Annotated in this window: 24 protein-coding genes; all 24 read right to left on the bottom strand. The window is 57.4% G+C overall.

Annotated elements, in window-relative coordinates:
• Positions 1 to 4 precede the first annotated feature (4 nt).
• Positions 5 to 1,819, bottom strand: a complete 1,815-nt coding sequence (locus PQR40_RS19305) for a DUF3383 family protein (RefSeq protein ID WP_408509633.1) — start codon at positions 1,817 to 1,819, stop codon at positions 5 to 7.
• A gap of 59 nt (positions 1,820 to 1,878) precedes the next feature.
• Positions 1,879 to 2,463 carry a phage neck terminator protein gene (locus PQR40_RS19300; protein WP_408509632.1) on the bottom strand — a complete coding sequence of 195 codons (585 nt, stop codon included), beginning with the start codon at positions 2,461 to 2,463 and terminating at the stop codon, positions 1,879 to 1,881.
• Positions 2,453 to 2,836, bottom strand: coding sequence for a hypothetical protein (locus tag PQR40_RS19295; RefSeq protein WP_408509631.1), 384 nt, complete (start codon positions 2,834 to 2,836; stop codon positions 2,453 to 2,455). Before PQR40_RS19295 ends, PQR40_RS19300 begins: the two co-directional genes overlap by 11 nt.
• Positions 2,837 to 2,838: 2 nt before the next feature.
• Positions 2,839 to 3,303: a hypothetical protein gene (locus PQR40_RS19290; protein WP_408509630.1), complete on the bottom strand. Its 465-nt coding sequence runs from the start codon at positions 3,301 to 3,303 to the stop codon at positions 2,839 to 2,841.
• Between the two features lie 19 nt (positions 3,304 to 3,322).
• The gene (locus PQR40_RS19285) at positions 3,323 to 3,718 is read right to left on the bottom strand and encodes a DUF4054 domain-containing protein (protein WP_408509692.1); all 396 of its coding nucleotides are present in this window, start codon (positions 3,716 to 3,718) and stop codon (positions 3,323 to 3,325) included.
• Positions 3,719 to 3,720: 2 nt separating this feature from the next.
• Complete coding sequence (locus tag PQR40_RS19280) at positions 3,721 to 3,912, bottom strand: hypothetical protein (RefSeq protein ID WP_408509629.1); 192 nt, start codon at positions 3,910 to 3,912, stop codon at positions 3,721 to 3,723.
• Positions 3,913 to 3,970: 58 nt separating this feature from the next.
• Positions 3,971 to 5,029 carry a DUF2184 domain-containing protein gene (locus tag PQR40_RS19275; RefSeq protein ID WP_408509628.1) on the bottom strand — a complete coding sequence of 353 codons (1,059 nt, stop codon included), beginning with the start codon at positions 5,027 to 5,029 and terminating at the stop codon, positions 3,971 to 3,973.
• Positions 5,030 to 5,102: 73 nt separating this feature from the next.
• Positions 5,103 to 5,609, bottom strand: coding sequence for a structural cement protein Gp24 (locus tag PQR40_RS19270; RefSeq protein ID WP_408509627.1), 507 nt, complete (start codon positions 5,607 to 5,609; stop codon positions 5,103 to 5,105).
• A gap of 12 nt (positions 5,610 to 5,621) precedes the next feature.
• Positions 5,622 to 6,995, bottom strand: a complete 1,374-nt coding sequence (locus PQR40_RS19265) for a DUF2213 domain-containing protein (protein WP_408509626.1) — start codon at positions 6,993 to 6,995, stop codon at positions 5,622 to 5,624.
• A 61-nt stretch (positions 6,996 to 7,056) separates the two neighbouring features.
• Positions 7,057 to 7,803, bottom strand: coding sequence for a phage head morphogenesis protein (locus PQR40_RS19260; RefSeq protein ID WP_408509625.1), 747 nt, complete (start codon positions 7,801 to 7,803; stop codon positions 7,057 to 7,059).
• A gap of 110 nt (positions 7,804 to 7,913) precedes the next feature.
• A complete protein-coding gene (locus tag PQR40_RS19255) occupies positions 7,914 to 9,380 on the bottom strand; it encodes a phage portal protein (protein WP_408509624.1) in 1,467 nt (488 codons plus the stop codon).
• 43 nt (positions 9,381 to 9,423) lie between these two features.
• On the bottom strand, positions 9,424 to 10,611 hold the full coding sequence (locus PQR40_RS19250) for a PBSX family phage terminase large subunit (RefSeq protein WP_408509623.1): 1,188 nt from the start codon (positions 10,609 to 10,611) through the stop codon (positions 9,424 to 9,426).
• Positions 10,595 to 11,176, bottom strand: a complete 582-nt coding sequence (locus tag PQR40_RS19245; RefSeq protein WP_408509622.1) for a helix-turn-helix domain-containing protein — start codon at positions 11,174 to 11,176, stop codon at positions 10,595 to 10,597. The genes PQR40_RS19250 and PQR40_RS19245 overlap by 17 nt, the downstream gene beginning before the upstream one ends.
• A 63-nt stretch (positions 11,177 to 11,239) precedes the next feature.
• The gene (locus PQR40_RS19240) at positions 11,240 to 12,364 is read right to left on the bottom strand and encodes a hypothetical protein (RefSeq protein ID WP_408509621.1); all 1,125 of its coding nucleotides are present in this window, start codon (positions 12,362 to 12,364) and stop codon (positions 11,240 to 11,242) included.
• Between the two features lie 137 nt (positions 12,365 to 12,501).
• The gene (locus tag PQR40_RS19235; RefSeq protein ID WP_408509620.1) at positions 12,502 to 12,798 is read right to left on the bottom strand and encodes a hypothetical protein; all 297 of its coding nucleotides are present in this window, start codon (positions 12,796 to 12,798) and stop codon (positions 12,502 to 12,504) included.
• A gap of 149 nt (positions 12,799 to 12,947) precedes the next feature.
• Complete coding sequence (locus PQR40_RS19230) at positions 12,948 to 13,205, bottom strand: hypothetical protein (RefSeq protein ID WP_408509619.1); 258 nt, start codon at positions 13,203 to 13,205, stop codon at positions 12,948 to 12,950.
• A 638-nt stretch (positions 13,206 to 13,843) separates the two neighbouring features.
• Positions 13,844 to 14,074 carry a hypothetical protein gene (locus PQR40_RS19225; protein ID WP_408509618.1) on the bottom strand — a complete coding sequence of 77 codons (231 nt, stop codon included), beginning with the start codon at positions 14,072 to 14,074 and terminating at the stop codon, positions 13,844 to 13,846.
• Between the two features lie 65 nt (positions 14,075 to 14,139).
• Positions 14,140 to 14,346 (bottom strand): hypothetical protein, encoded by a 207-nt coding sequence (locus tag PQR40_RS19220; RefSeq protein ID WP_408509617.1) that lies wholly within the window; start codon positions 14,344 to 14,346, stop codon positions 14,140 to 14,142.
• A gap of 122 nt (positions 14,347 to 14,468) precedes the next feature.
• Entirely contained in the window at positions 14,469 to 15,539 is a 1,071-nt protein-coding gene (locus PQR40_RS19215; protein WP_408509616.1) for a DNA-methyltransferase, read from the bottom strand.
• Entirely contained in the window at positions 15,536 to 15,934 is a 399-nt protein-coding gene (locus tag PQR40_RS19210; protein WP_408509615.1) for a hypothetical protein, read from the bottom strand. Before PQR40_RS19210 ends, PQR40_RS19215 begins: the two co-directional genes overlap by 4 nt.
• A gap of 110 nt (positions 15,935 to 16,044) precedes the next feature.
• On the bottom strand, positions 16,045 to 16,395 hold the full coding sequence (locus tag PQR40_RS19205) for a hypothetical protein (RefSeq protein WP_408509614.1): 351 nt from the start codon (positions 16,393 to 16,395) through the stop codon (positions 16,045 to 16,047).
• Positions 16,392 to 16,793 (bottom strand): hypothetical protein, encoded by a 402-nt coding sequence (locus PQR40_RS19200; RefSeq protein WP_408509613.1) that lies wholly within the window; start codon positions 16,791 to 16,793, stop codon positions 16,392 to 16,394. Before PQR40_RS19200 ends, PQR40_RS19205 begins: the two co-directional genes overlap by 4 nt.
• Entirely contained in the window at positions 16,790 to 18,094 is a 1,305-nt protein-coding gene (locus tag PQR40_RS19195) for a DNA cytosine methyltransferase (protein ID WP_408509612.1), read from the bottom strand. Before PQR40_RS19195 ends, PQR40_RS19200 begins: the two co-directional genes overlap by 4 nt.
• A complete protein-coding gene (locus PQR40_RS19190; protein WP_408509611.1) occupies positions 18,094 to 18,234 on the bottom strand; it encodes an HNH endonuclease signature motif containing protein in 141 nt (46 codons plus the stop codon). Before PQR40_RS19190 ends, PQR40_RS19195 begins: the two co-directional genes overlap by 1 nt.
• Between the last annotated feature and the right edge of the window lie 11 nt (positions 18,235 to 18,245).

Here is an 18,245-nt window from a genome sequence, read left to right as displayed (position 1 = left end):
TTGATTAAGGGTTGACCGACACTGCGAAGTTGGCGGAATGAACTGCGCCGGCCAGCTTTGCAGCAATCTGGAACGGCACGCTCTTGCGAGCGGCACGGCTGGCCTGCGTTTGTGATGCGACGGGGGGCTGGTACACGTAGAAGCCTTTCGGCAGAAAGTCGCCCTGATTCAGCGTGCCGAAGCCGCCAGTCGTCCACGTACCCGGCGCGAACAGGCCGTTATTGACGTACCGTTGGCAGATGCCTTCGATGGTTGTCGCGAGGATGTGCATCCCCGGATCGGTCTGTGGAATCTTCGTCGTGCTCGTATAAAGCGCGTTGTAAAGCGCCGTCTGCACATCAATCACGAATGCATCCAGACCAACGATGGTGTCGATGTACTGCCCCGAGGCAACAACCGCCGGCTCGATGATGGCCGTGCCGTTGTTGTAGGCGACGAACACATTGCAGTTCTTGCCTTCGAGCGCGCTGATCTGCGTCGCATTGATCGTTTCCGGAGCAACACCCGGTTCCTGCTTGAATTGCAGCGTGATCACGGTGTTGTTGCCGGCATAGTTCACCGTCAACTGGCGGCCGAGCAGCGAGTTCACTGCATACGCGCTGTTGCTCGAATACTGCGTACAGGTCTTATTGAAACCAAGCGCCTGCAACTGGGCAGCGATATCGGTCGTGCTAACTGCGGTCAGGACGCCAGCTTCCTGCGTCGTCACGCCGTAGAAGTGTTTGTTCGTCGTCGACTCGATGAATGCGGCGAGTGCAAGGTGATCCGAATCAGCCGCCTGGGGAACCGTCAAGCCGTACCACTGCTGGCCGAACTGGTTGTCAAATAGTGACGCCGCAGAGACCGCGGATTCGGCGTTGATCCCGTTGGCAACGTACGCGCCCGACGAAACTGAGGTCATGCCGAGCAGGACGGAAATGTCCGTACCCGACCCACCGGCGAGCGTTGCGCCAGAAGGGGTTGCCACCGAGGCCGCGATCGTGAGCGCGTTACCCGCCGTACCAGCCGTCTTGTAGACGATCTGCAGCGCCGTTCCAGCCTGATTGACTGAGTAGGTAGCCTTGCTGATATTGACGTCAGACGACCCATTCAGGAACGTGACGGTGTTGGCAAGAGTCGCGGCAAGAGTCGCGCCAATCAGCACCTGATTGCCCGTCGTCAACGAGGTGACAAACGTGACCGCTGTACCGCCGATGGTGATCGTTGCCGCTGCGCTCGGATTCAGAGCGAACGTGATCGAGCCAGAAGCGGTCGGCGCGCTCGCAAAGCTGAGCGTCGACGTCGATCCGGTCACGCCGTCCGTGATCTGGAACTGGGCGAAGCTCGAATTCCACACACACGTTGTGCCGGAGACAGAAGCGGCCAGTGCGGTCTGGATCAGTGCGGCGACGCCATTGAGGTTGACCGCACCCGCGAAACTGGCTGGCGAGATCGTGTATGGCGTGCCATTGATCGTGATCGTGAAAGCCGGGGTCGTGACCGCGTTCCACGTCGCGATAACCTGAGCCGCCGCAGACAGGGACGAACCGAACAGTTGTGCAGCAGTCGCGATTTGCGCCCATCGTCCGATCAGCACATTGGCTGGCTGAGGAAGCTGTCCGAACCACGCCACTGCGGCGAGATATTCAGGCGCAGTCGTTCCGAAATCGCCGGCAACGGCCGTCGAACTGAAGTACTGGCGCATCCGTGCAACCACGTCGATCACGGGCGACGAGCCAAGAATCAACTCGGTATTCAGGTTCTGCGCCTGCGCTGCGTTCGGCGACAGATTGACCGTCCCCTGAATCAGCCGGGAGATAGGAAGTTGACTCGTCGTCATTGTGCGATCCCAATAGAAAAAGCCCGCACATGGCGGGCTCAGAATTCGTTGCGTGGTGGTTACTGCGAGACGTTGATCGGCTCAGTCAGAGTATCTGAATCGACTGTTGCTTGAGCCGACAGGATATTGAGTATGTTGAATGTGCGGACTATCTGTCTGCGGACCCTTATCTCGAAGTCGAAACGGCGGATCCATTGCTGGTTGACCAATTCGGGGGCCGGCATTTTCCTGCCGACATCAACAAGACCCATCAGGTTTGTCGTCAACATGTCGTTGTTCTGCGCCACGAAGAGGCCATCCCGAGCCTGTGACGCATTGGCGCTCGCATTCGGTCCATAGAAGCTGGCCAGAACAGTCAGCACTTCATTACGGAGGAGCGTGTCAGATCCATTGCCGCCCGGGTTATGGGTAATCACCGGATTCGCATCTGTCTCGCTATTTGTCACGCCTATGGCGCACCAGTTCACCGATGGATCTGGCTGCTTCGGGACCGTCGCCTGCCACCGTGGACGGACCATGTTTCCGGGAAGGTTGGTTAGCCCAACGATCATCTGCTGGAACACCGCATCAAGCGCTGCATCCTCAAGCGGCGGAGATGGCGCCGTTGGGACGAGATAGCCTGATTGCGTGGAATCATTGGCCATTCGATCCGCCGGATAATGGAATCAGTTCGCAGTTGGCCGCAGTAAAACCAATCCCGAACCGGCTCCAATCGCCTAAGTTCGTTACTGTGTACTGTCGACCATTCCAGGTCACGACATCGGCGTCTATGCCATCAGAACCAGCGATTAGATTGAACTGGCTATGGACAGTGATAGACCCCGTAATGCGCGATCCTTCGGCGAACCGCATCAGAAGATCGCCGCTGTTGTTCGTCACCACCCCAAAGAATGGCAAGCAACTTGGTGTGTCAACCGCAATGCCATCGTCACCGACAATCTGAACCATTCGCGCACAGACGAGGCTATCCACGAAATCCGGATCAAGCAGGATTTCGGCTACGTCGAGTAACGGCATGGCTATTTGTTCCGGATAACGTGGGTGACAGAATTTCTGAGCTGGCCGGTATCAACAAGCGTGTTCTTGCGTGTCACGCCGCGGCGGCGCCGGGCCTCGAGTGTCGAGTCAGCGAGTTCCGGCTGGATATTGCTGTTGATTTTGCGTTTTACGGAGTTTTCGGCTGTGACGCCGGCACTCGTCAGTTGGCGCTCCGCTGCTTGCATGGAGCCACCAAGGGCGGCGTTAGCAGCCTTGCCAAGTCGCTCCGCGCATTGCTCCTGCACATCCTGTACGCCTGGCACCAGAAACGGTCTGGCAGGGATATTATTGGCGGGGGAGCCAGTCTCTTGAATGTACCCGATCTGTGCGTTGCTTATCGGGCCATCCTGTCGCTCTGGATCGCTGTCGGGGATGCCGATGAGAACGTCTTTCCTGGCGATATCACTGATAGCCTTGATGATCGACGCTAAGTTGTCTTGAGTCATCTTCGCACCAGATTTCATATCAACAATTTCCGTTTATCTGCATTCCTCCAGCGCCCATCATGCGGGCGAGGCTTAAGTATCTGGCGCCGTAGGACGTCAAATTCCAGAAACCACCGTTCTCCAATGTGGCAGCACTTGTGTCATAGCTTGTACTGACCTTATCAACCGCTTTTGCGGAAGTAGGTCCAGTCATGACGCCAGGTATTCCGCCGACTGCAGCGGCGGTCTGATCGCGCAGAGCGATCGTTAAATGGTGCGCCGTGACCAGCTCAATCCCAATATTGGTGAGTTCCATCCACCGACAACCATTGACCAGTGACGCGGCAACCGTCAACCACATCTGGATCAGAGTATCGGAATATTTCGTTGGATCGGTGAACTCCGGGAAGTCCGATCGGAATTGAGTGGGCGTAATGCTCATGACTTGGCGGGACGACCGGGTTTGCGTTTCTCGTCGGGTTCTACCGCGACAGCAGCCGGTTCGTCTGTGTGCAACAGCACAAACCAGTGCGATGCGTACTCCGCGGGAATTTCATCGCCAGCCTTGAAATACAGCGGCCGGCAGTCGTCGCGGGTCAGGGTGAAGTCCTGATTGGCGATACGGGTCATAGTATGCTCCGGAAAACAGCCGGGAGAGGTCTATATTACAACGACTCCCGGCATCCGCTTAGATTGCGTCGCGGTAGCCGAACGTGGTCGAATAGCGGAGCTCGATCTGGCCGAAGCGCGCCCAATATGTCGTGATCTGATACAGCGAGCGATATTCCAGCGGAGTGCGCTGAAGTTCGGTCATCGGATACTGGACATACTTCTTGTCCTTGTTGTACGCGACCATCCGGTCAACCGTACCCAGCGTGCCCGGCGTACCACCAGCACCTGCGCCAATGAGCCACTTCAGCGGAAGAATTTCCAGCTTCGTGCCAGACTTCGTGCAGATGTTGTTCTCGAGCAGGTACGTCAGGATCGAGTAATTCGCCGCAGTGTTGACCATCGTCGATGCCAGATAGCCATACTGCGCCGGAGGCAACAGCAGACGGTTCGGCATCACCTTCCAGCCAGCGTTCTGCCAGGTCGTCGTCAGAACTTCGTTGACGTCCTTCAGGATTTCAGGTGGGGTCTTGGTGGTCCATTGCGGGGTGCTGGCCGCGCCGTTTGCAACGTTCGTCGGAGTGATGATCGACGAAGAATTCACGAGACCGGCGGTGCCGATCGTTGCGTCGCCGAAATAGACCAGGTTGTCCAGGTCCATGTTGCGCTTGAGGTTCATCGCCTCAATTTTCTGCACGTCAACCGGTTGGCCGAGAGCCTGAGCCTTCACCAGTTCAGGCACCGTGTACTTGACTTCGGCGCCCCACAGGCGAACTGCCTGCGCAGTCTTTCCGATGTCCAGCGACGGGCCGGCGATCGCGTTGCCTTCATTCGAGATCCAGTTGATACCACCGGGAGTCATACCGCCAGCCATCGCGAACGCGGAGTTCGTGAACGAAGCGAGTTCGTCAGCCGGCGAAACGTCGGTGCGAATATCCACATCGCGCGACCAGGTGAATTCGACCAGCGGCTCATTGAGCGTCTGATCCAGGCGTTCGAGCTGGCCGACGAGGAACGCGCCGGTCGAGTCGATCGTCATCTGATCGTAGGTCATCATGCCGTCGGTCGTGAAGTGGCGAGCGAACTTCCGCGACGCTTCAGCGATTTCCCGGCGCTTGAGGAATTTTTGAACAGACATGTCCATTGTGTTTTTGCTCCAGAAAAGCAAAACCCCGCCGGAGCGGGGCTTGAAAGGCGATAGGCGCCGGGATTTAGATATTGACAGCCACTTCGCAAATGCCATAGGCATCTGCGGGACCAGTGAAGTACCAGTTCGACGGCATGGCGATCGTGTTGGTTGTATCCGAGGCTGCTTCGAAGCCACCCAACGGCTTGCCACCAGACGGCGTCGCGACGCGCACGTACACCGTACCTCCCTTGGCCGCAGCAGTCGTGCCGCCCAGCGAGACCATCACGTAGCCACGCTTGAGGATGTCGGTCACGCCGGAAGTCGGCGGCGTCGACGTGCCGAGCGGGTCGGTGCCGTTACCCTGGATCGGGTAGGGGCGCAGATTCACGCCCTGCACGATAGCAGCGGTATCGCCAGAAAGATTGATCGGCTGAACCTTGCCAGAGACGTATTTGACGGCAACGCCAAACACGGCCGGAGGAGTCGACGAGTCGATCAGTTGCGTTTCGATCGTAGCGACTTCAGCGCGTTGGAGATCGCCAGCGAAACCTGCCGGCATGCGGAATTGATAAGCTTGCAACGAGGGCATGTCAGAGGCTCCTTACTTACGGTTCGCCCAAAATTCGGCGTGGCGTTGATTGATGTCTTTTGCTTCGGCAGCGGCGTCGGTCGTTTTTCGAGCGACGGTCTTGTTCTTCTGTTTGACGAGTTCCGACGAAGCGTGGAACGCCATCTTTGCGGCGTCACACGTCATCTTCGAAACGTCGGCATCGCCAACGATGGCGCGAACGAGGTCGGCGTTGTCATTGGTCAACGCGGCACGCAGGGCACGGCGACGGAGGACACAAATCGCATCAGCGGTCTTCTTGCCTTCAGCCTTCGAGTCGAACGTCGGCAACTTCACACCAGGGGCTAGGATTTCAGCGCGCGCTTTGGCGTCCTGGAATTCGTCGCGGAACGAGGCGGAATCTTTGGTCGACCTTTTATCGTCGTCCTTTTTCTCTTCTTCCTCGTCGGCATCCTTGGTCATTTCGTCATCATCTTCGCCGTCTACTTCCGAGTCGTCATCCTTGGTCTCTTCCTTTTTCTCGTCCTTCTTTTCTTCTTCAGACGAGTCTTTGGTGAGAGCCTTGACGGACTTTTCCAGCGAAGAAAGGCGGGCGTCGAACTTGGTCAGCACTTCGGCCATATCCGGACCTTCGTCCTTCGTCTCTTCTTTCTCATCATCCTTTTTGCTTTCCTCGGACTCCGCGTCTTTGGTCGACATGTGGATGTGAATTGCCGGCACGCCGCTGGCCGACTCGCCTTCGACTTCCTCCGACAGCGCTTTCTCGAAGGCTTCCGAGTCGCGCGACATAAACAATTTGCGCAACTTATCCTTGAGGGATTCGGCGCCGTTCTTAACAGCCATGGGTGGATCTCCTAGGGAGGTGGTTGAATCTTGGACGGAGCAGGTTGCCCCGCAGCGCGGGTTCCTGACCAACGCAACGTGATTGGCCACGATGGTCGTTTGCCGCGCCCGTCCCGGCGCGATTTGCTCGTAATCCGCGTCATACCCGACCGAAATACCTTTCAGGCCGTTGTTGCGGACTTCGTTGATTGCAAACTTGTCGGTGATCAACAGATCTGCGATAAGTAGGTCGCTCTGGTCGCCAGCGCCGCGGCGCGGGTTATGCGTTGATCCTTTAGCCAAAGCCGACCAGTTCTCAGGATTAACCTCGCCTTCCGGATGGCCGATGGTTACCGGCTTGCCAATCAGGCTGGCGAAGGTTTCCGGGGAAAAAACGACCTCAGCATCGCGATCAACGATGATTAATCCATCCTTACTTGGCTCGATGTCGGGAAGTTCAATGCCCGCGTAGTCTTGCGTTCCGATCCGCGCGATTGGCACGTCCTCGCAGATCAGGAAGCCCTCGGGTGTGAACGATTGATTCGGTCCGAGTTGTTCCTCCGAGAAAAACCCGCGCGTTGTCACTGAGTCTTTCGTGGGTTTTCGCTTCGTCTTGCACGAGTCGCACTGGCAGGATTCGGACATATCAATCTGGAATGATGGGTTCTGCCCAGCATCGGCAGTTGTAGATACAGCCCGGATGAGCGCGCGCCCCGGTTCGCTCATCGGCGACAGGGGGGTTTAGCCACTGGAATACACGGCCGTTCAGTTTGTGGTGGTCCCGGCGGACGTCGGAATCTCCCGAGTCATGCCATATGTACGAGTCGGAGCCGATCGACTCGGCTCGAGCCTGCGTCAGCGTGGTTGCCGTGCGCGATACCTCGGTGCGGGCAATTGTCGTCGCTCGACTGGCAGTCACCTCACCAGAGCGCATGATCTCTTTGGCGATCTCGCTGGCTCGTGTTGAGTTCTCAAGCCCTTCAAGCGTCAGTCTATGAACTCGCTGCCCGGCCTCGCGCGGGATGCTCTGGATCAGATCAACCTGCTCAGCCAGCAGGGCGCGCATAACGACGCCAGTCGGCGCATTGCGAATCTCTTCCCGCAATCCTCGCGACAGATCCTTCGCCAGCACCTTCCACGTCTGCTCATCCCGCAGCGCCACGTCCATCAGCATGTTGCTTGCCGTCTGCGTCGCCCAGCCCTTGAGCATGTCGGCGTAGGCGTTCAGCAGGTGCTCGATCGTCGGCACCTGGCTCATATCGCCGGGCGTGAACGGCTGGATGATCGCGCCTACCTGCTGAGCGACCTTCCTGAGTTGCGAGCCATACCGAAGCTCAGCGCCTCGCGTCTTGACCGGGTTGCGATCACGCTTGCGGTCGAGAGTGAGGATCATAGATATTAGGTGGGGCGGCCAGCGCTAATCTCCGGCTTCGGGGCTTGATAAATCGCATATTCCCCGGCTCTGGCATCCGTCGCGGTTAGCGTCCGCGAATTCGCTCCCAGTCAAACCTTTTCCTTGCGAAACTGTTTCCTGATCCAATCCAACGCGCTGCCGGAATCACCAGTCAATTTCGACGCATCAGGCATTTCAGGCAAGTCCATCTCGCTGGGTGGCGGGGCGTTCTTTTCCTGCTCTTCGGCTTCGGCGATCGCCTCGTCAGTGATGCCTCCGAACATGCCAGTGTTCGGCGCGGATGCCTTCAGTTCCTTCATGCCGTCGCTGATCTTGATGAGATTTGCGTCGACCGCACCAGCAACAGATTCAACCGTAGCCTTGGCGATATCCGATTTCTCTTTCTCGGACATTTCCTGAAGGTTGCGGAACTCGAATCCGAAGTCGTCAGGCAATGGCTTGCCGAGCGACGACATTGCCATGACTGCGAATAAGCGCTGGAGAGGATTTCGAAACTTGCGCTCCTGATTTTGCTTGACCTTCTCGTGCCACTGTTTCATCTCGCCTTCACCAGTCGCGCCGAGACCGGTCGGCGACTGACCAAACAGGCGAGTGAAGGGGGTGCCGAGTGCGCCGCACAGTTGCTGAGCGAACTGCAGCAGCATGTCGGACAGGCCGGCGAACGCATATTGATGCGCTTCGAACGTATCTTCGGCATCTATAACCGTGATGCCTTCGTTCGTCTGCGCCTGACGGATAAAGGCGATTTGTGCTCTTAAACCGGCTTCAGCAGGACCGCCAGCGGCGATGATGTCTCGCAGCCCCTTGACTGCCATCGTGCGAAGGTGAGCTTTGTAGATCAGCTGGCCAGCGCCGACAGATGCACTGTCGAATGCAATCAGTCGATCCCACATCGGCTCGAGCACCGAGAGTCCCCAGCCGTTTTCGCTCACGCGCTGATAGAACGGCAGATCCATGCCATCCAGGCGGATCACACGGGTGTAGTGGATGTGCGCCTTAGGAATCGCCGCATAGTCCGCGATAACATCGTAGTAGACGGGGCGCCCCATATCAGGGCCGTAATCAGTCACCACGTCGCCAATTGGCGGGCTGATCATCCAGCGATCCAGGATGAGCAGGCCCTTGAATTGGTCTTTACCGACAGTCTCCGGTCGTAGCGGCGTCGAGAGGTCTTGCCCATCGATCAACATGACAGCGATGCAGCCGCCGTACAGGTTCGCCCACTTCCCGGTGTCGCACAGCGCATCCCAGACAGCCATGCGCATCAAGTCCTGATCGAGCTTGGTGATGTCCTCCGGATCTAGTCCCGAGAACTCCACACCAGCGCGAGTCATATCTTCTGGCAATGCATCGACAGCGGCCCTAACAATCCACGAACCGCGGTAAGCCGCTTCCAGATTGATCCGGTTGCGGCTTTGATACGTCAGCGTGTATTGAGAGGCCGACGACTGGTTGTTAGTGCCCCAGCCGACGTTTGCCTGAAAGTTCGCGAACGAGTCATTGGTCCGCACCGGCGCAGCATCTTGCCGATTAGGCTGTTTGCTCTTTCGCGACATTCTGAGTAAATCCTTTCTTGTGGCTCGAATGCCGTTGGGAGAATTAACCTGCTAACTTGCCCCATACGCCCATTGCTCCGCGGCGTTGGATGTACCCATCCAGGCTATAGCGGATCGCGTCCATGCCGTGGTTATGTTTGTCGACGATGATTGGCAGGATGTCGCCACTTAATTTGTCGACCTTGTACGAATAGAGCCGAAACTCCTGGCCAACATGCTTGCAGCGTTCATGCACGATGATTCGTTTGAAGCCCTTCATGTGCGCCACGCCGTCCTCGACTGACCCCGGCCATTTCTCTGCTGCATCTATATTGAAGCCGTGGCGCCGCATGTAGCTGATCGTCTCGGGGCGCGCGCCATCGGCCTTGATCGGCCACACATCGGCACCCGGAACGCTGCGGATCAGATCGGGCGTCTCATCAATCTCGACGCCATAGCCGAACGCCTCGTGATCCACAAACAGGCATTCGTCCTTGATCCATGACCGGATGATCGCGGTCGGATCGTTAGCAAAGCCCCAATCGGCCCCGTAGAGAAATCGCGCGCCTTCTGGCGGCTCGAATGTCTCGAATGACACCCGCTTGCCAAAGATGATCGCTTCGCTAATCTTGCGCGGCGAGCCCCCCCAGACGTGTTCGTACGCCTCAGGATCGACCGCCAGCATGTGCTGACGCTCTTTCTCCAGCGTGGACGGGAACCATGGGTTATCTTCCCAGCCGACCTTGACGACAACGGCGTCAGGAGGAGGGTTGATTACGAACCGCTGATAGGTCGCGGCCCCTTCCTCGTCCGGGTTGAACGACACCCATATCTCCGAGCCCTCCTTGCGGATGGTCGGGATCAGGATTTCCCAGTTATCTTTCGTGACTGCCTGGGCTTCTTCCACCCAGCAAATATCGACACCCTCGAGACTCTTGATCTCGCGGATCGACTTCTCCAACCCTTTGAAGATGAACTCGGAGCCCGTCAGGCTGGAGATGTTCTTGTCAGTGATGTAGAACTGATCAGAGAGACCCATCGCCTCAATCTGGTCGCACAACAGCCGGTGAACCGAATCAGCAATACTGGTCTGGAACTGGCGTGCACACAGGATGCGTAGCTTGTTCTGTGCGGCGAGACGGATGAGAACCCGCGCAATGATCCATGACTTCGCACCACCCCGGCCACCGTAGAAGATCTTGTACCGTGCAGGCTTAAGCAGCGGCGCGAATTTCTCAGCTCTCTTCCTCATCAGACTCTAACGCCCCGTAGACCCATGTCATACCGGACCTGACTTCCCGGATGCGCTTGGCGGCTTCTGGGTGCAAGTCCTGACGATTCAGGTCGTCGACGGTTTCCTTGTTGGCGCGCAGCAGGTTAATTGCGATCTCACTGGATGAGTTGGCCATGCGCGTTAGCACCGCTACGCCTTTTAGGGTTTCGATGCTTTGCGTATCCAGCGGGGCGGCATCATCGATCTCTTCGACCTTGGCGTGGGCGATACCGGAGAGCCGGTGCGCGGTGGCGGCGCCAAACCGTGCGGCACCCGTCAGGTGATTCGAGATGGCCTTCAAGTCATCAGCAAGTGAACGCGCTGCAAGTTGTTCGGAAACGTTCAGAAACGAAAGCGAACGCTCAACGTCAACTATTTGTTTCGCAACAGTTTTTATTGTTTCGGTGCGTTTTGAAAACCGTGCGGAAATGACGGCCTTGCTGACGCCATACTCGCGCGCCAGGGATGCGGCCGACTCATTGGCTAATAGCCGCTTGCCGATCGTCTCCCACTGCGCGTCCGTTAGTTTTGAGGGACGTCCCATGGGAATTCAGTGTTATGCCGTTCCCGGCGCTCTATACCCCATCACTTGATCGTGAGGGATAGGTTAGGCGGCCCACGATACCCAGCTAGACGCCGTAACCTCGCGCGGCTCATCCACATTCACGGGCATGCTGAACGTGATCCCTTGGGTTGGATGCGTCAGCCACAAAGCCTGTCTCGGCGGCTCATACCCGAAGTTGTTCGAGTAGGCGTACTCGTCATAGCCCTTGAGCGAGCCGTTGACGATCAGGCGCTGCAACTGGATCAGTTGATGCCAATGGCCAATCAACATCGTTTCGTAGCCGGCACCGATCTGCGAGTTGCGGCTGCGCTTCTTGTGGTCGCCGCGGATGATCGGGCCTAGAGCGCCAATCATGCCGTCACCACCCCTGAACTGATCACCGTGCGTGAGCAGATAGCGATGGTCATAAACCTTGTACAGCGCGTCCGGGCCATTCGGGATCAGGAACGAGATGCGCTTGTCACCCTCGAATCGTTTAGCCAGGAAGCAGTACAGCAGCCAATCGAATGAGGTGTAATTCCGACCCTTGGCGCGGATCTTATGGGTATTACGCCCATGGTTTCCGGTCACACACGGCACGAACACGCGGCCAAAGCGATCGGCCAACGTCGAGATGCCCCACGTCAGCGCGCCGAACAGATCCAGCACCACAGCCATGATTTCATGTTCGTCGGTCGCCATGAGTTCTTCATGGATGCCGCCTGAAACCATATCGCCACCCAGCGCGAACACGATGCCCGGATAGTTCGGGTTCACCATGTGGTTGTTCAGCAGATCAATCGCGACCTCAACCATCCGGCGAATACGCTTGTTGGCGATCGCCATGTCGTATTCATTGACGCCGCCGATCTGTGACGAGTCGACCACTTCCCCCCAGTGAAGATCAGATGCGAACAGGGTAGGGACGCCAGGCGATCCCTTGGTGCGCTTCGCTGCGACAAGCCACTTGGGCGGCTCGACGTGCGCTTCTGCGAGCTTCAGGATGCGGCGCTTGACGAATTCCTCATCCAGGGCTTCCCGCTTGGTTGTAGCCAGTCGGGCGCGCAGTGTGCGAAGCTCGCTCTCGAGTTCGTCGGTGCGTGTGATCGGTGACGCCTCAAGCGCTTCAGCCTCATCGTATCGGCTCTGAACGCCATTCAGGCGCCCACGAAACGTCGATTCGGCCATTCCAACTGCTCGCGCTGCCGCACGGATACTTCCGTGGTGCGCAACCGCCTTCTGCAAGTCGCTCTTATCCACGGTTATCCCTTATCGCGCCACACTCCGCGCCAGTTTTCTTCGGTTTGGCCTGATTGCGCCACTTTTTACGAGACTTTCGCCTGAAAGACGGGGAAGACTTCCTTCATCAAGAAGCCCTGCAAATATGCGAAACATTCATTTGCCTGGCCGTCTTCCACTGGCACGCCCACATCGCCGAGGATGTGAAACACCGCATGCGCGAGTTCATGAACAAACGTATCCACCGCGCCATCGAAGATCCCGATCGCGTAGATCCGGCCTTCCTCTGGCGTGCGATATTGAATCGACAGCCCTTTGCATCCGTCCGTGTCGGGATCGCCGTCATAGACCGCAGCGATAGCCGCCCATTCCTCGCGTGTCATGCACAAGAGCAATTTCCCGCCGAATACTGGAATCGGGAAGTACGGGATGTAGGCGTACGCTGGCGTCCTGGGTTTTCGCGACGCCATTGCTGCACCGATGTAAAAAAGCTCACCGAAGTGAGCAGGACGAAGGGGAGTCGTCGGGGAAACTAGCAGGTCACAACCATCTTTGACCAATCGAGTGGTGCGACCGTCGTCCGATATTCGCGGAAGATATCGTCAAGCGATTTTCCAGCCATCGGATCGGGCGTCGAAGGTAGCGGTCCAGTCTGAACTGGCGGCGTCACCTTCCTGAACACTTCGCGCAAATGCTCCTGAATGGACTTCCATTGCGCGGGATTTGGAGTTTGACCTTGGGTCAGCTCGACAAATCCGTTTAGCCAATAGCAAAAGTCACGTTCATTCATGGTGGATCCGAATAAGTTGAAGGCTAATGCGACCGGTCCGCATGGGCATATACCCGCCAATCGGCGCGCGCTACCGGTGGTGCTTCACCCTCAAGGAAGAGCACTGGCATGCGGCTGTGCACAAAGCCAACCAGTGCAAGTACTGTGCACTTCCTTGAGGCGCCTCGTTTCGCAAGGCAGGCGGCTTCGGCCTGATCAGGACCGTCGCATCTGAGCCCAGGACCATTGCTGGCGGGGCGGAATACCCCTTTACTCCCGACTGTTTCCCGAACACGCGCCAGACTTTCACTGGCCCAACTCGTTTGACCCGCACCGAAACGCACCGAGTACCACTCAGGCATGCGCCCGGATCGGATTTAGTAATCTGTAGCAGCGGGGCCTCAAAACACCCCGTTTCGACCCCGCTCGTAGCCCAACGGTGTCAATTCGATCTCTTGCTGCTACTGGCGTACCCGCTCAGCAACGAGGGAGCCGCCGAAAGACCCACACATGGGTCATTAAGCGGGATTACGGCCCATATGTGATGCTTTAAGGTTGCGCCCATATCTAAATCCACCGAGCCGATCGGCTGGCGCGGGAAGCGAGGAATCAATCGCCGATGCCGTCCCAGCCTTCTCTCTGTCGCGGTCGAATATCCATCATTTCGCTAACGCCTGCAGAGTGGCACGATGCGCTTCCATGACCTGACGAGATATCTCAATAGCCTCCTCGGGCGAGAACTTCCTGCCAGACGGCTTAATCATGACCCTCGTTGCCATTGAGAGCCGAAGCGCATCTAGCCGCGCCACAAGCGATGCCTTCAACGCCTCATCAATCCGCATGCGCTGAATGTCCTGCTCGATGCTGTCGATTAACTCGTTTGCTTCCATTTCATTCTCGAATTCTGGCCGGTATCACCCGGCGAGAGCCGTATTGCGCGGCACCTGCGGAGTGGTTACGGCACACGAACGGGCCGTGGCGGGATTTCAAACAAAGCTTCGGCTCGCTGGCGTTCCTTGCTCCAGCCGTTCTCATCGCGGGGCTTCAGCGTGAGGGTCGGGCGTTTGCCCTGGCGCTCTTGGCGTGCCTCACTGGCTTGCTTGGCTTCCAGCACGGCTTCTGGATTGCCGTAGTGACTGGATGGAAGGGCGGTTGAGCGCATGGCGGCGTAAACGTGAAAAACCCGATCGACTTTCGCAAGATCGGGTTTGTTTGGGCGCAGTGCCCCTACCCCGATACTGCCACACGACATACAAGAATGCAAGTAGGTGCTCGAAATATTTTTCAGGCGAATTCCAGCATCAATCCAGGTTGGCGTAGGCGATCGCGTTGGAGCGGTTCATAATCGCGGTTCAGCTCGCATCCTACGAAGTGCCCACTAAGATTTGACGATACTTCGCCGGTAGTTCCGGAACCGAAGAATGGATCCAGCACGGCGTCGCCAGGACGACTGCCAGCGATCACACAGCGCGCGGCGATCTCTTCTGGCATGACCGCGAAATGCGCTCCGTCATACCCCGTTGGCGGTACGAACCAGACGTCGCGCATCATTGCTGGCATGCTTTGCTGCTCTTCCTTGCTCATCGCGTCCCAGCGTTCATTGAATCCTGCATGCTGGCGAGAGTGGCCGCGCTGTTTGTCAGAGCCCGATACCGCCTTCATCGTGCCGTTCGTCTTGCCTCTGCCATTGGCCCGGTGACTGCCTCGTTGGGCTTGCGTGTCTTGGGCAAGTCGAACCAGCGATGATTCGCGCGGCGGCGTTTTGATCGCGTCGAAGTCGCTGAAATATTGTGCGTTCTTTGAAAGCAGAAACACATGTTCATGCGAGGATGTGGGGCGATCTACCTGGCTACCCGGCATCCCATTTGGCTTGGCCCAGATTACATCGGAGCGCAGATACCAGCCATCAGCGCGTAGCGCAAACGCCAGCATCCATGGAATGCCGATCAGGTCTTTGGGTTTAATGCCCGCGTCGGGAAAGCCATTGCGCGCTGGCGATGCGGTGCCGTGCTTCCGCTCTAAGTCTGGGCGCGCTGCGTTGGTTTCGGTACCGCGTCCGCGTGCGCCCCATGATCCGGCGTAGCTGTCGCCGATGTTCAACCATAGCGTGCCATCGTCAGCCAGCAAATCGCGAGCGGCGTGAAATACGTCGACCATACGGGCAACATATTCATCGGGTGTTTCTTCCAGACCAATTTCAAGATGTTTGTCTGCGCTGCCATCAGGCAGATACGAACGCAAACCGAAGTACGGCGGTGACGTGACAATGGATTGTACCTTCACGCCATCCAAAATCATCTTGCGCATCGTGTCGCGGCAGTCACCAAAATGGCATTTGTCGATCCATTTATTCACGCCGCCACCTCAATTTGAATAAGATGCCGCGTCCTCATCAGCGGGAACAGACTTTCCTTTGCCCACTGATACACCGCATGCTGATCGCCAACGCGCACTGATCTCCACACTGACGCGTCGCTAGACTTATTGCGCATCGACGTGGAAATCGCAGCTCGCTGCTCGATCGTGAGTTCGTCAACGCAGAGTTGCACTTGTTCCGATTGCTGATCGTCAGCCCACTGATACGCGGCTTCATCATCCTCATCACACGCTCTCTGCGTGACGGACTGGCGGCAAGTCATGTCGGTGGGCCGGTAGTACATCTTCGCGTGCATGGCGATTGACTGGCGGCACTGCCACTCGAACCATATTCGAAGCAAAAGCTCGACTTCATCACTCTGGTCTTGCGTCATCTTGAACCCCGCCACAAGATATTGTGTAAAACCACTTTGGGACACTGCTAATTGTACAGCAAAAATGCGCAGTAGTCCTTATTTGTGGTACTGTCAATCATCTTTTTCAGTCATTCTTCAAACCCCGTCGTGCCCATAAACTGATAGCGAACGCGGTCCTCGTCTTGCCGTTCCGCATCCAACGCCTCTATCCCGGTGTCGCGCAATTTTCGTCCGCGCTCGCATGCACACTGGGGATCGACGCTCAGACCACAATTGATGCAATGCTCGCGCGGCACCTTGTACATCGGCATCGGCGGCACGCTATGCACATCGGGAAGGCGGTCCCGATTCCGCCTGCGGTGGTGGAGAGTGGGTGCAGTGACGCGCGGTCGGTGCAAATAAAGCAGCAATCCCGCGATTAGAATGCCCCATGCAAGACTGGCAAGGAGGAATAGGGCGATGGATAGGATGGGGGTCATGCTTTCTCCTTGCGGGCGCTCCGCATCGCGAGATACTGCCGGCGCATCATCGCAATACGCCTTTCCGTCTCAGCCCGCAGCCTCTCGCCGTCATGCTCGGAATAGAGACCATCGCGATAGAGAGCAGGCCATTGGATCGCCAGTGCGGTGCGGATCATTTCATCGGTCGGCTCCGCATCCGCCCGCAGTGCCCGCACCTCTGCGACAAGGGCGAGGATTGCGGCGGGGTTGGCGGCGGCGATGTAAGCGGCGTTATCGTGGTCAATCTGTTCATCGCCAAACAAGTCGGCTATCAATCTGCGATTCGGGCCACCAATAATGTGCGCGAAAGTATTCGACCACTCTCCCGGCGTCGCCGCCTTCGCCAACCTCTCCAGTTCGTCCAGTTTGATGGTCATGCTGCGATCTCCATGCTCAGGTTATCTATGAGTTGAATGCGGTTTCCGATGTGGCGCATCACATTGACTGCCATTGAATTACCGAGAGCCTTATAGCGATTTCCGTCAGCCGCCTGCTTGCGCCGAAATTCAATGTTCGTGTACGAGTCAGGGAATCCCTGCAAGCGTTCGCACTCCATCGGCATTAGCCGGCGCACGGCATATTCGGTAGCTACGTGTATATCGGATTGCTTCGCCATCGTGGGCGCAGGGAGTCCAGGCGCTACGCGAGACCGATTCGCCTTGCTAGTGATCTGCTGAAGATCAAAAGCTACTGCCAAATGGCCGCCGCCGTTCTGGTGTGAATTGGAATGGCTCATACTGCGCATCGTGGATGCAATCTCCCCAACGCCGAAACCGTTCTGGCCGGACGCCTTACAGTCGAAAGCAATCGGTACAAGCGGCGTGCCCCGCCCAGTCCCATCTTCGCTGGCGTCGAATCCTTCGCCCGTTAGGGAATGGGCGACCAGAAGCGTCTCCGTCTCCGCATCAATTCTCTGATTACTCGTGGTGAGCGCGCGAGCAATTTCCGGCACCAAGACGTGCGCCTTGTCGCCACCTCCACCAGATGCTCTCAGCGTTAGGCCTACTTCACCTCCAAGTTCTGCGATTCCTCCGCCCTCGCGACCACGGAGCGCAACGCTTCGAGCAATGCCGGCGGCAATTCCTTTCCCCGTTTCGCGGCGCGGCGCAGGATGCCCGAGCAGGCTTTCGCGCTCAAAAAGTACCGCTGCGGCACGTCGCCAGTCTCCAAGATATCCGACAACGAACACACGCCGGCGTCGCTGAGGGACGGCGCGAGAGTGTGATTCTACTCGGACGTACTGAGCGTCAAGAACGCGGTAGGCGAACCCATACCCGAGTTCTGCCAGCCCTTCGAGGAGGGTTCCAAAATCCCGTCCGCCGTTTGATGACAGAAGACCGGGGACGTTCTCGTAGACCACCCAACGGGGAGCGTGTCGATTAACAACTGCAAGATAGGTAAGCATGAGGTTCCCACGAGGGTCATCCATGCCTTTTCTGAGTCCCGCGATTGAGAATGATTGACAGGGGCTTCCTCCGACAACAAGGTCAATTGATCCAAGATCCGGCCACTCCTTAAATTTTGTGATGTCCCCGAGGTTCGGGGTTTCCGGGTAGTGGTGAGCCAATACCGCGCACGGAAACGGCTCAATTTCAGATACGGCGGCGCACTTCCAGTCGATAGGCTTCCACGCAGCCGATGCAGCTTCGATGCCGCTAAATAATGAGAGATACCGCATCAGTCTCCCCGTCCTTGTTCGTGTTCGATGCGATGGCAGTTAGGGCAGAGCACCATGCCGTTTTCGATGGTGTGTGCGCCGCCTTGCGCCTTCGGAATTCGGTGATGGGAATCGCAACCCGCTTTATCCCACCCGCACAACTGGCACTTGT

Source organism: Paraburkholderia sediminicola (assembly GCF_046026855.1).
GTDB classification, from domain to species: domain Bacteria; phylum Pseudomonadota; class Gammaproteobacteria; order Burkholderiales; family Burkholderiaceae; genus Paraburkholderia; species Paraburkholderia sediminicola_A.
The sequence above is the reverse complement of the archived record's forward strand: the minus strand, read 5'-3'. Positions and strand labels throughout refer to the sequence as shown.